At 43.8% G+C, this 11,977-nt stretch carries 15 protein-coding genes; 7 read left to right on the forward strand and 8 right to left on the reverse strand.

Annotation, left to right across the window (positions count from 1 at the left end; translation table 11 throughout):
- Positions 1–395: 395 nt before the first annotated feature.
- Together FHS86_RS12470 and FHS86_RS12475 are read right to left on the reverse strand one after the other, a co-directional pair.
- The gene (locus tag FHS86_RS12470; protein WP_429414012.1) at positions 396–695 is read right to left on the reverse strand and encodes an addiction module antidote protein; all 300 of its coding nucleotides are present in this window, start codon (positions 693–695) and stop codon (positions 396–398) included.
- Positions 676–999, reverse strand: coding sequence for a type II toxin-antitoxin system RelE/ParE family toxin (locus tag FHS86_RS12475; protein WP_429414015.1), 324 nt, complete (start codon positions 997–999; stop codon positions 676–678). The genes FHS86_RS12470 and FHS86_RS12475 overlap by 20 nt, the downstream gene beginning before the upstream one ends.
- A 752-nt stretch (positions 1,000–1,751) precedes the next feature.
- Between FHS86_RS12475 and FHS86_RS12480 the strand changes: the two genes are divergently transcribed.
- Positions 1,752–1,931, forward strand: coding sequence for a hypothetical protein (locus FHS86_RS12480; protein ID WP_429414017.1), 180 nt, complete (start codon positions 1,752–1,754; stop codon positions 1,929–1,931).
- Positions 1,932–2,080: 149 nt separating this feature from the next.
- Here the strand turns inward: FHS86_RS12480 and FHS86_RS12485 are convergent, their stop codons facing one another.
- The 3 genes from FHS86_RS12485 to FHS86_RS12495 all read right to left on the reverse strand — a co-directional run bounded on the left by FHS86_RS12485 (position 2,081) and on the right by FHS86_RS12495 (position 4,169).
- Entirely contained in the window at positions 2,081–2,737 is a 657-nt protein-coding gene (locus tag FHS86_RS12485) for a hypothetical protein (protein WP_429414019.1), read from the reverse strand.
- A 62-nt stretch (positions 2,738–2,799) separates the two neighbouring features.
- Entirely contained in the window at positions 2,800–3,651 is an 852-nt protein-coding gene (locus tag FHS86_RS12490; RefSeq protein WP_429414022.1) for an N-acetylmuramoyl-L-alanine amidase, read from the reverse strand.
- Positions 3,648–4,169 (reverse strand): holin family protein, encoded by a 522-nt coding sequence (locus FHS86_RS12495; protein ID WP_429414025.1) that lies wholly within the window; start codon positions 4,167–4,169, stop codon positions 3,648–3,650. The genes FHS86_RS12490 and FHS86_RS12495 overlap by 4 nt, the downstream gene beginning before the upstream one ends.
- Positions 4,170–5,616: 1,447 nt before the next feature.
- On the opposite strand from FHS86_RS12495, the gene FHS86_RS12500 reads away from it, so the two are divergent.
- The 3 genes from FHS86_RS12500 to FHS86_RS12510 are packed head-to-tail and all read left to right on the forward strand — an operon-like array spanning position 5,617 to position 6,303.
- Entirely contained in the window at positions 5,617–5,916 is a 300-nt protein-coding gene (locus FHS86_RS12500) for a nucleotidyltransferase family protein (RefSeq protein WP_429414027.1), read from the forward strand.
- Positions 5,909–6,190 carry a HepT-like ribonuclease domain-containing protein gene (locus FHS86_RS12505; protein WP_429414030.1) on the forward strand — a complete coding sequence of 94 codons (282 nt, stop codon included), beginning with the start codon at positions 5,909–5,911 and terminating at the stop codon, positions 6,188–6,190. Before FHS86_RS12500 ends, FHS86_RS12505 begins: the two co-directional genes overlap by 8 nt.
- On the forward strand, positions 6,142–6,303 hold the full coding sequence (locus tag FHS86_RS12510) for a HepT-like ribonuclease domain-containing protein (RefSeq protein ID WP_429414432.1): 162 nt from the start codon (positions 6,142–6,144) through the stop codon (positions 6,301–6,303). The genes FHS86_RS12505 and FHS86_RS12510 overlap by 49 nt, the downstream gene beginning before the upstream one ends.
- A 483-nt stretch (positions 6,304–6,786) precedes the next feature.
- Here FHS86_RS12510 and FHS86_RS12515 read toward each other — a convergent pair whose 3' ends face one another.
- The 3 genes from FHS86_RS12515 to FHS86_RS12525 form a co-directional block, all read right to left on the reverse strand.
- Complete coding sequence (locus FHS86_RS12515; RefSeq protein WP_429414033.1) at positions 6,787–7,113, reverse strand: helix-turn-helix domain-containing protein; 327 nt, start codon at positions 7,111–7,113, stop codon at positions 6,787–6,789.
- A 3-nt stretch (positions 7,114–7,116) separates the two neighbouring features.
- Positions 7,117–7,431 carry a type II toxin-antitoxin system RelE/ParE family toxin gene (locus tag FHS86_RS12520; protein ID WP_429414036.1) on the reverse strand — a complete coding sequence of 105 codons (315 nt, stop codon included), beginning with the start codon at positions 7,429–7,431 and terminating at the stop codon, positions 7,117–7,119.
- 296 nt (positions 7,432–7,727) lie between these two features.
- Complete coding sequence (locus FHS86_RS12525; protein WP_429414039.1) at positions 7,728–9,176, reverse strand: tryptophanase; 1,449 nt, start codon at positions 9,174–9,176, stop codon at positions 7,728–7,730.
- A gap of 311 nt (positions 9,177–9,487) precedes the next feature.
- On the opposite strand from FHS86_RS12525, the gene FHS86_RS12530 reads away from it, so the two are divergent.
- From FHS86_RS12530 to FHS86_RS12540, 3 genes are read left to right on the forward strand one after another with little or no spacing between them, the layout of a single operon-like run.
- On the forward strand, positions 9,488–10,534 hold the full coding sequence (locus FHS86_RS12530) for an alpha/beta hydrolase (RefSeq protein WP_429414042.1): 1,047 nt from the start codon (positions 9,488–9,490) through the stop codon (positions 10,532–10,534).
- The gene (locus FHS86_RS12535; protein WP_429414045.1) at positions 10,531–11,040 is read left to right on the forward strand and encodes an RNA polymerase sigma factor; all 510 of its coding nucleotides are present in this window, start codon (positions 10,531–10,533) and stop codon (positions 11,038–11,040) included. The genes FHS86_RS12530 and FHS86_RS12535 overlap by 4 nt, the downstream gene beginning before the upstream one ends.
- Positions 11,030–11,698 (forward strand): hypothetical protein, encoded by a 669-nt coding sequence (locus FHS86_RS12540; protein WP_429414048.1) that lies wholly within the window; start codon positions 11,030–11,032, stop codon positions 11,696–11,698. The genes FHS86_RS12535 and FHS86_RS12540 overlap by 11 nt, the downstream gene beginning before the upstream one ends.
- The last annotated feature ends 279 nt before the right edge of the window (positions 11,699–11,977 follow it).

Raw genomic sequence — 11,977 nt, forward strand, 5'->3', positions numbered from 1 at the left:
ATGACTCATTGACCAATGACTTACTGACTTCCTAACTTTTTGTCTTGTGTCTTGATACCTGATACATGATTCCATTTTTCCATCTTCCTTCTTCCATTTTCCTTTTCCTCAATGACTTAATGACTCATTGACTCTATTAATCTTCCATCTGAAAATGGTACTGCCTATGAAAAAAGGAAATGCCTTCGTTAATCTTCAATCGTTGATCGATCATCTTCAATCGTTAATCGTTAATCTTCAATCGTTAATCATCCATCTTTTTCCATCAATCTTCCATCAATCTTTTTAAAGGCCCCTCAACATGCTTCGCAGTGCATTTTCGACGGCTCATCGGGACCAGCAGTTGTGAACAAACCGACCAGCCTGGGATCATGCGTGTGATTGATGTCAAATTATTAGGAGGCGTTTTTTATTGAGTTATCTGGTTTTATTTGTATTTGTCCGCCGATTGCTCTCAGTACTTTCATAATTGTCTCGAATTGCGGCTTAGCACCATCAGATAAAGCTTTATATAAACTTGGTCTGCTTAATCCGCTTGCCTGAGCAATTTTTGTCATTCCTATTGATTTTGCAATATGTCCGATTGCTGTAATTACATCGGAATCATTTCCTTCTGCTAAAACAGCATTCAGATATTCTGCAATCATTTCGTTACTATCTAAATAGTCTGCTATATCAAATTTTGTAGTTTCCATTTTTCTGCTTTTTAATTCGTTTTAGAATCGCCTTTGCCTTTTCTATGTCTTTCTGCTGAGTTGATTTGTCTCCACCAATTAGCAGAATAATGATTTTTCCATCAGATGCTTTAAAATATACTCTGTATCCTTTTGCGTAGTCAATTTTTAATTCCCGAATCCCATTGCCAACAGGTTCGCAGTCTCCAAAGTGTTCATCAATCTCAATTTTTTGAATGCGAAACAATATTTTGGCTTTGGCCCTTAAATCTTTTAGTTTTCTCAGCCATTTGTCAAATTCGTCTGTTTTCTCAATGATATACATTGATCAATCTGTATTCACCTGGATACAAAACTATGCAATCTTTTCTATTTATGAAAAGTTTAATTTAAAATTCCAAAGGAAAACTCATGGCTTCTAAAATACGCTGAATGTGTTTCATAAAATGCATTATTGGAAAATTGCTTGCCCTGTTTATTTCCCGGTGCGCTTCATCGCTCTTCCTGTGTCGTACTTTTCTGCTATAAACAGTATCGCGGCGCTGCCGCTTTGGATAATTGCGGAGGGTGGAGCGCAGAGTGCAGAGAGCATGGAGTAGGGAACATGGAGCCGGGAGCAAAGGGCAAAGCGGTTCGAACGGGGTTTCAATTCATCATTATTGGAATCTGTCATGCCTGTATACATTAAAATGCGCGAGTCGGAGCTAGCGCCTCCCAACACGGTACGAATCAGCAGAAATGACTCATTGACCAATGACTTACTGACTTCCTATCTTTTTAACTTGTGTCTTGATACATGATTCCATCTTCCTTCTTCCATTTTCCTTTTCCTCAATGACTCATTGACTCTATTCATCTTCCATCTGAAAATGGTACTGCCTATGAAAAAAGGAAATGCCTTCGTTAATCTTCAATCGTTAATCGATCATCTTCAATCGTTAATCGTTAATCGTTAATCTTCAATCGTTAATCATCAATCGTCAATCATCCATCTTTTTCCTTCAATCTTCCATCCATCGCTTTAAAAGCCCGTCAACATGCTTCGCGGTGTGTTTTCGACGGCTAAACGAGACCAACATGAAAAAAGTTGCCCAAAAGAGTTCATTTTCGCGTTTACAACATCGCGAGAAGCCTGAAAAAGTTTTAAAGCGCAACTTTTTTTTTGGTCAGAACTGTAAAAACGTTTTTCTGGTCTCAACACGTAAAAAGTTACCTGAAAAAGTTTTTTCAGGTAACTTTTTACGTGTTGAATGCTAAAAAAAGATTTCTGAGCATTTCTCTGCGCGTGTTGAAGCCTGAAATAATTTTTTCAGGTCTCAACACGTTTCGAGAAGCCTAAAAAACGTTTTTCAGGTGTCAACAAGCGTTGCGTTCAGCTTTAGAAAATAATTCACTGCCCTTTTTTCCTAATTTTCAGTTTCTTCATCAGATAGCCTTGGTGGAACTGCAATTTTAGGGAACAAACGGTTGGCATATAGCTTTCCAAACCTGGACGATACCGCATAGTAATTTTGCTCGTATTGCCTGCATAAGTTAATCTTGGCAATTTGTTCGAGCGCTTCAGCAGTTTTTAAAGCCTCAATCGATAGGTTTAAGGCATTCAATGCTTCCTTGGAATTGTTCAAAGCTGTTTGAAGGGGTTCAACCAAAACATGCAGTTCATGTTCGGCACCTAAATCGTTGATCCGTAAAATCAGCTTCTCGATTTCCGAGGGTTCATTTTGGTACGATACGTAAATAACGGGTGTAATTCCGTTTGGAAACAACTTAGTGGTGGTCATTTCACCGGGATGCTCACGGTCGAATTTCTGGGCGGCTTCTTTAGAATCCCTTGCCTTATCATCCAGTTCGGCATCACAGATCACTACCAGGTCGTAGTTGTTTTCATAGTTCTCAACGGCCGCTTTGCTTGCTTCGCTTTTTTCGAGCAGGGCATTGTAAGCGGGTTCGATGGCCGTTGCATGGTCTTCGGTGCCCTTGTTCTGACGGCACAAACGCATGTGGCGCTTTGCCGTTTTTAGCACTACATTTGGCGAGTGCCGGTCGTAAAGTAATTGGGCCATGGCCTTTAATTTTAAGTTAAACAAAAATTTATTTCTGCTTAAAAAAGCCAGTTGCTTCTCCTCTATTCTACCAGTTTAATAAAGTCCTTATGAATCCATCCTTCGGTTACCACCTTTACTTTCACCCATCGATCGTCCTGTTTCAGCACGCTGAAGCGGGTTCCCTTGCGCAGGGGTTCGGCTACGGTGGCAGCGTTTAGTACCGGTGAGGCACGGATGTTTAGCAGTTCGGCCAGTACCAGTCCCTGAATTGAAGGATGGCCTGCACTGAGCAGGGGAGCTTCTTCGCTGGCATCGCTGCGCCCGAACAAAACTTTGCTGCGCAGGTGTTCCATGGGAAAGGCCGGCCCCGGGTCGATTTTACGTTCGGGGGCAATGTCGTCGTGCCCCACAATTTCCTTAATGTCATAGCATTGTTTGAGTGCAATGCAAACGGCCTCGCACATTTCGAGCTGGGCTTCGCTGAAGGCTTCCCATGCTTCTTCTGAAGTCCGGCTTTTGTGCCGGGCCAGTACCACCTTGTCGTCGGCCACTTTCTGACCGAAGGAGGTGAAATAACCACTGGCGCGCCGGGTAAGCATGCCGGCATTGGCCAGTTCGATGCCAATGCTGAAACGATTCAGGTGCGTGCGCCCTTTCCATGCGCTGGTGCCGGCATGCCAGGCCATTTTATTGAAGGGAAGGAGCTGGGCGAGTTCTCCCTGCCTGCCAATGACCAGGTGTGCCGAGGCACCCGCTGTTTCGTTGCACAACCATTCGGCAGTTGATTGGTAGCCGGCTCCGGCTGTGTAATGAATGACCAGGGTGTCGGGCATTCCGGCGGAAAACAGGCCGGAGTGATTCGGCGTGTCGTGGAGGCTGAATTTCAACAGGCCGTCGCTGTTGTCGATTACATGGTCACTGATGCGAATCATCCTGCGGGTGTTTTAGCTTGAAGCGGTGCGTTGCCCCGCTGTACATTGGCGGCTCCCGATCCGGTAGCCAGCTGGGTATAACTGTTCACCATGCCGAATTTCTCGGCCGTACGTCCAACGCCATAAATGCCGACCACTGTCGACCAGGCCCACCAGAATTCACCGGGTAGTTTCAGTTGTTGCAGGCTTTCGGTGTCGCCGGTAAAATAGCCGACTATGGGAAGAATTACATGGACCAGAAAGATGAAGATCAATCCGGTGTACACAATGGTAGGCCGGGCCCTTTTGGTGAACACGTCACCCTGAGCCATTTCGGCTTTGATAATCTCGGAACGGGTATTCAGTTCCTCCTGGTAGCTTGCTTTGGCGCGCTCGTCGAGTTTAAGCAGGTATTCCTGCATTTTTAACTTAAAGTCTTGTTTCTCTTCTTTCGACAAGGTGAATTCATCCACGGCATTGGTCACCCCGTCGATGAATTCGGAGGCACCGCCTCCCAAAAGTTTGGATAAGAATTGCATTTGCGAAGTAGTCTTTTATTTAAAAGCCGGCCATTGGCCAGTGAAGACGAATAAGGAAGAGGCTGTCTAAAAAGTTATCCAACTCTATCTTTTTCCTTTGTGCTACTTTGCTTGTACTTGGTTTACCTTTGTGGTTCTGTTTGTTAGCTTTCAGCACAAGGCACCCAAAGCTTATCACAAAGTCACACCATGATCTTTTTAGACATCCTCTTCGGTAAGAGAGGCAACACAATCAATTATGAATGATGATCAGGATTGAATTGTGCTTTTCAGGGAACGCTATCAAGCCTGAAACAGTCCACGGCTGAGCCGTCATCTGTTGGCTAATTATTTTTTTATATCACTACAAAGCTATATCAAAATCAGGTATTTGTAAAATAAATTGAGTGAATGGCCGGAAAAATTGAGTGAATGGTTCATTTTGCTTAGTGAATGGAAAAACGGGGCTGCATTTGATCCTGCTTTGGCTACCATTTTTAACCACAAAGGACACAAAGGAAAAGTGTATGAGTGTATGAGTGCCTTAGTTCCTTAGTCTTTAATCAGGTAATACCCCTCCTAACCTCCCCTGAAGGGGAGGGATGGCAGCTACCAGATAATGATGCTCTCGTACATCAGACCAGTGAAAGCAGGAGAAAAGTGCATGGGCGCCACCAACAAGGCATTTCCATAGCGCTACGGCCTCCAAAAAAATGCTTTCGAATCAAAACAATCACTTAGTAAGACCGGGAAGCTTCTCCCGGTCAGGGAGAAGATCACCCGGCCGCACTTAGTGATTGTGAAGATGAAAATGCTTTTTTTTGGTCCCGACAATTGTCGGGATGACTTTTTTTCCTGAGTTTTTTGTGTCAAGACAAAAAAGTCAGTGGGGTTTGGGGCAAAGCCCCATTTTGTCTTGCGTTCTGATACCATTTCTTAACCACAAAGGACACGAAGTACGCACAAAGATCACAAAGGAAAAGTGCATGAGTGTATGAGTGCATGAGTGCCTTAGTGCCTTAGTTCCTGAGTTCCTGAGTGTCTTGCTTCCATCTTCCTTTTCCTTAATGACCAATGACTAATGACTGTTTTGTTTTGATACAATTCACCATTAATCATTCACCATTCACCATTATCTTCCGGCCATACAGCACCCATTCATTTGAACAGGCACTACTGTGGCCGGATGATTCTTTATTCTTCCTAATCCGTTGGCTAAAGCCAACGGCTATTCATAGCTCTGTAAGAACCTCTGTTCATAAGCGACCCGATTATCAATTTTCCTTTTCCTCAATGACTTTCTGACTTTTTCCTTTTATCAGGCAATCAAGCTTTCAGGCAAAAGCGCTTGCACACACGGTGTCGCTCTTGGCAACGCCGTGAGTTTCAGTGAACCAAATGTCCTGATGCCTGATTCTTGCTACCCTCTGAATTCGTTTATTTATTATATTTGTAAAAAACAGCAACAATGACCACATCAAACGAAATTATCCAATTCTTAAGGCAGCATAAAAACATCCTAAAGGAAAAATATTTTTGCACTGAAATTGGTCTATTTGGATCCTTTGCCCGAAACGAGCAAACCGACAAAAGTGATATTGATATCATTGTTGAATTCGACACCAATGCACCCGACTTATACACTATTGAAAATGAACTTAAAGAATATCTCAAGAAAAACTTAAAACGAGAAATTGATATCTGTTCAAAAAAATGGATAAAACCCATCTTTAAACCCCTGGTCTTGAAAGATGCCATTTATGCTTAGCAAAGACTATTATATTATACTGTCGATGCTGGAATCGATCAATAAGATTCTACGTTATACCTCAGCTTATCAATCAGCAGAAGAATTGTATCAGAACGACCGCGATTTTGATGCTGCCATGATGAATTTTATTGTTTTAGGTGAAGAAAGCGGCAAATTAAGTGATAGTATCAAAAAAACCATCCTCAAATCAACTGGTCAAAAGTATATGGATTACGGAATATTATTGCCCACCATTACTTCGGCATCAATGTCGACATTGTGTGGCAAATAATTAACAATGAGTTACCAATGCTCAAAAACAATTTAAATAAAATAGCCGACAGCCAGTCTGCCCCTCCTAAGCCACCCTTCCGTCAGCAGACGCCCAAGTCAGGGAAGGGATAGCAGCTGCCAGATCATGATACTCTCGTACATCAGACCAGTGAAAGCAAGAAAAGTGCATGAGTGCCTTAGTTCCTTAGTTCCTGAGTGTCTTGCTTCCATCTTCCTTTTCCTTAATGACCAATGACCAATGACTGTTTTGTTTTGATACAATTCACCATTAATCATTCACCATTCACCATTATCTTCCGGCCATACAGCACCCATTCATTTGAACAGGAGCTACTGTGGCCGGATGATTCTTTGTTCTTCCTGGTCCGTAGGCTAAAGCCAACGGCTATTCATAGCTCCGTTAGAACTTCAGTTCATAAGCGACCCGATTATCAATTTTCCTTTTTCGCTTTCCTGCTTTGGCTTCCAATAAGCTGGATTTCTCTCGTCAGAGACGCGTTAGTGCAAGCCCTTCGTTTCCCTTGCACTCAAACGAAGGAGAGGCGGGATATCTCAATCAGCTGGGGGATAGAAACTACACCAGCCGAGTTTTTATTAAGCTAATTTTACAAAATTATTTTCAAGCTTCACATTAAAATTTATCTCCGCCTTTAATGCCTTAAATACCTTTATAATCGTGTCAATAGTTGCACTATTAGCACTACGTTCAAGTTTCGAAATTTGTGCTTTCTGAACGCCAACAAGTTTACCAAGTTCCTCTTGAGTCAGCTTACGTTCTTGTCTGGCAGTCTTAATCATTTTACCTAATACATCCATACGAAGTTCGTATTCGTATTCATCTCTCTCTGTTGTCCCAACCTTGCCGATATATTTATCTTTCATCTCAGCAAGCGTAAAGGTCTTGATTTCCTTTTTTGCCATAAATTACTTTTTTTTTCTGTCAAAGTATTTCTCTCGCAATCTCATTGCTCTTTTAATTTCATTTGCAGGTACTTTATCAATCTTTTTGATGAATCCGTGCGTTGCAATAACCAGCGTTTTCTTTTTATCAGACTTATCCCAAAATGCAAGAAGTCTAATTTGAAGCGCTGCAACCTTTGTCCTAAATTCCCAAATATCAGATTGTAATTTCTTAAATAATTTTGGGTCATTAGTTTGTTCTGCTAAATCAATATTATAGAAAATCTTTTTTGCTGTTTTCGAATCTAGTTGGGCGATAAATTTATCCGCTTCGTCCATAAATCTAGTCTCAAAATATCTCATTGCTTATTGTCACAATAATCAGCGTAAAGATAAAAAAGTTTCTAAATATAGATACCTGGACGGAGGGGAAGACAGGCTCGCTCCACAAGAAATTTTAATGGATTTTATATATTTTTCCTGCTTTGGCTTCCAATAAGCTGGATTTCTCTCGTCAGAGATGCGTTAGTGCAAGCCCTTTGTTTCCCTTGCATTCAAACGAAGGGGATCAAAAGAAAAAAGCTGTACACTTTCGAAGTACAGCTTTTATAGGAAATTTATTTAATTCGTATTGGCTACAAACTGTCTCCAAAATCGGCTTTGAACTTGGCCACCAGCTTTTCCTGCCAGTCGGAGGTTGGTTTCAGTTTACCAAAGAAGAAGCGCAGCACCTTGGGTTCGTCGTAAAATTCAAGTCCGCCGATCAATTTCCGGTTTTCATACAGCCAGGCAATCCGGTCGATGGTATATTTCACCTGCGAAAGGGTAAAAACACGACGGGGGAGGGCCAGTCGCAATAATTCAACAGCGGCTAAATGATCGCTTCCGTCGGCATTTCTTTCTTCCGAAACAGTACCCCGTTCCATTCCCCTTACACCACTGGCAAGGTAGAGGGCGGCACCCAGTGCTCCGGCGCGATATTGTTCCTGTGGTACGTGCGAAAGGAACTGCATGGCATCGAGGTGACAGCCCAGTCCTCCCGGAGGAGTTACAACCGGAACGCCCAGTTTCAGCAATTCTTCCACCATGAATTTAATAAAGATCGGGCCCTGGTTGATCATTTCCTCATCCATGGTTTCATCCAAACCAACCGTCATGGCTTCCATTTCGCGTGTCGACATGCCGCCATAGGTCGAGAAGCCTTCGTACAGCGGCAGCATCTCGAGCAAGCGTTTGTAAGTTTCTTCATTGTTGGTAATAATGCCACCCCCCCTTACATGCCCCAATTTACGGGCCGAGAAATAAACGAGGTCGGCGGTATCGGTCATCATGCGGGTGATTTCGCGTGTCGACAGCTCCCTGTACTTCTCTTCGCGAGTTTTAATGAAATGAAGGTTATCGGCCCACAAGCTGGCATCGATAATGAAAGGAATCCCATTGGCGCGGGCGATTTTACTTACGGCCATGAAGTTGTCAAGGGCGACGGGCTGACCACCAATAAGGTTGGTTCCGGCTTCCATACGAATGAAGGCAATTTTTTCGGCGCCCTCTTTTTCGATTACCTGCTGCAGGGCATCCAGATCCATGTTGCCTTTAAAGGGATCGGTGCTAATGGGGTTCAGTGCTTCGGATTTGAAAAGTTCAAGTACCGTTCCACCGTTCACCATGATATGGGCTTTGGTGGTGGTAAAGTGATAGTTCATGGGAACAAAGGTGCCTTCTTTTACAAAGAACTTAGCGAGCAGGTTCTCGCAGGCACGCCCCTGATGCACCGGCAGAAAATATTCGGTACCAAAAATTTCAGTCAGTTTGTCTTTCAGTCGGGTATAGGTTGCCGAACCGGCATAGCTGTCATCCACCACCAGCATCGATGCGGTTTGTTTGTCGCTCATGGCATTCACCCCGCTGTCGGTAAGCATGTCGAGATAAATATCTTTGTTAAAAAGCAGAAAGGTGTTGTTTCCGGCTTCCTGAATTGCCTCTTGTCTTCTTTCGATGGGCACAAGGTCTAAACGTTGAACCATTCTTACCTTGTGCATTTCGAGGGGGATTTCTTCTCCTAAATGAAATTTGATGTTAGCCATTTTTGATTTATTAAGGTTATAAAGTTTGATTTGCAAAGTACCTGCTGGTACCAATTGGTTTTTTTCACCCGGCCTGTTAAAAACAAGAGGGCACTACTAAATTGTAAAATTTATCAATAATAATAACTTAAATTATTTCCTGCAACATGTTTTTAAAACGAAATTGAAAGTTGCAGGGAAAAATTTATTTATTAGCAGCCGGGTACTGCATTCATTTTAATACCCCTTGTTTTAGTTTTTTGCCGGGGGGCTGTGATTTTTTAGAAGGTGAAACGATGAATGGAGTGAACAAACTTTAAAAAGATCAGAAAATGAAAACACAAAAAATGAAAGTATTGATGGTAGTGATCTTGCTTTTTTTTACCAGCCCGGCCATGTGGGCCAAAGAAAATGCCGATAGTTTGCGCATTGTTCATGAAGCCTTGCAAATGATTGCTTTTCCCGACCCTGTATTTCCCCACGCTTATCAGGCAGCCTTAAGTCCTAAGGCCATGGCCGACATGGGCTTTGAACAGCTCCATGAATACGAAAGCATCAACTTTGTGATGGAGGACGGTGTTCAGCTGCATGCTCAAAAGTATGCAAAGAACTCGGGAAGCACGCTGATTTTATTGCACGGGGTTTTGTCGAGCAGTTTTACTTACAACAAAATGGCCGGACTGCTTCGCGAGGCCCTGCAGGCAGAGATCATCGCCATTGATTTGCGGGGGCATGGCCAGTCGGGGGGGATCCCGGGCGATGTTTCTGCCACAAATCAATATGCCAAAGATCTTGACGAGGTCATTGCCGCGGTAAAGCATCAACAGCCAGGCCAAAAAATTATTCTGGCAGGCCACTCCATGGGTGGAGGTATTGTGTTGCGCCATGCTGAAACCTTCCCCGACACCAAAGTAGATGGCTATCTATTGTTTGCACCCAATTTGGGTGCCAGTGCACCTACCAGTTCCAAAAATCTGGCCCTTGAAAACAACTTTGTCAGGTCGCATCTTTCAAGAGGACTGGGCCTGCGCATGCTCAACGAGCTGGGCATCCATCGCTACGATTCGCTGAAAGTGGTGTATTATAACCTTCCGGAACAAATGCCGCTACGTTCTTATTCCTACCGGAGCATGGAGGCCTGTGTTCCCATTGACTATGTGAAGGCCCTGAGGAACATTGATCAGCCCCTGCTTGTTCTGCTTGGAAAGAACGATGAAACCTTTCTGGCTCATGAATATCCGGCAGTAATTGAGGCTTATTCGGGCGGAGAATGTTATCTTGTTGAAGGTGAAACGCACAATGGGATACGACACAGCAGCGAAGCCATGACGAAAGTTGACCATTGGGCTTTCAAGCATCAACTGAAATCAAACAGATGACCAAAGGAGAACACGATGAAATTACCGGGCTGATTAAGGAAAACCTGGGATTAATTTACAAGGTGGCCAACAGTTACTGCAAAGCGCAGCATGAACAGGAAGATCTGATACAGGAAATTATTTTTCATCTGCTGAAGGCCTATCCTCGTTTCGATCATCAGGTAAAGGTAACGACCTGGATGTACAAGGTGGCCTTCAATGTTTCCATTTCGCATTTCCGAAAAATCAGTACTCGTCAGAAATACCTGGCGCCCATGCCCGAGAAACTGGTGAGCATCGACGAAGCCGGGCCTGAAGAAAGCAATGATGACCTCAGGCTGCTGCAACAATTCATAGAGGAGCTTGATCCATTGAACAAGGCCATCCTGATCATGTACCTCGATGGCAATCATCACAACGACATTGCACAGGCCATGGGCCTATCTGAAAGCAATGTAGGAACGAAAATTGGCCGTATCAAAAAACAGTTACAGAAAAAATTTAAGGAGTATGAACATGGAAAATAGAAATATCGAAGCCCTTTGGAGGCAAAACGAAATACAATTAGCCAGTACCAGAAATCCGGATCTTACCCTGCTGAAAAAAGTGGAGCTTCACAATGCAAGGAAATCGGTTCAAAGCCTGCTTTTCCTGCCGCTGGGCACTTTGCTGTTTTACACCCTGAGTGCCGGGTATGCCTTTTATTTTATCAGTACGAATTGGGAGGTGTGGTACCTGGCCTTTTCGGGGGCGGTGGTTGCGTTTTTTTCCTTGCTTTTGAGTGCCGTGTCCATTCGCCAGCTACGGCTCATCTCGATGCTGAATTACGATGCACCGGTGCTAAGGCTGCAAAGTCAGCTGTCGAAGCTGAAACTTTTGTTGCTGAGCAATCTTCGGATCGCTGCCTACATGCTTCCCTTTGGACTCTTCATCGGCTTATTTGTAGTCAAAGCCCTGTGGGCTTTCGATCCTGTTGTGTTCATCAGCCGCGAGACGATTATCGGCTTTGCCGTGCTAAGCATTGTACTTCAGCTCCTGTCGCTCCTGCTGCTAAGGGCGCTTCGTTCGAAAAACATCAACAAGCCATGGATGAGACGTTTATTGAAAGGAAGCGGCAGTCAGCTCGATGAGGCGCTGGGCTTTTTGCAGGAAATCGAAACATTTGAAAAGGAAGAACAGCTTTAATAGACTGTCCGGACTAATAAGCTGTCTGAACATTCAGCAGCTTTTTAGCCTGGTACAGGATGGATGGGGCCTTAGGCAGCATGGAAGCAGGAAAGGGGAGAAGTTGGCTGGCTCAACTTTTCGCTGCATTGTTTTCTTTTTCGAAGCGCACGAAGCGTAAGCAAGAGGCATCGGCCATCGGAGGGCCGCACTGGAAGACTCGCGCCTGCTTTTCACAGCACTAGCAAAAGAGCATAGTCAACTGATTTTTAAAAAAACCAGCTCAATGGATTAAACTTT

Origin of the sequence: Roseimarinus sediminis, from assembly GCF_050433125.1 — a bacterium.
Lineage (GTDB): Bacteria > Bacteroidota > Bacteroidia > Bacteroidales > Prolixibacteraceae > Roseimarinus > Roseimarinus sediminis.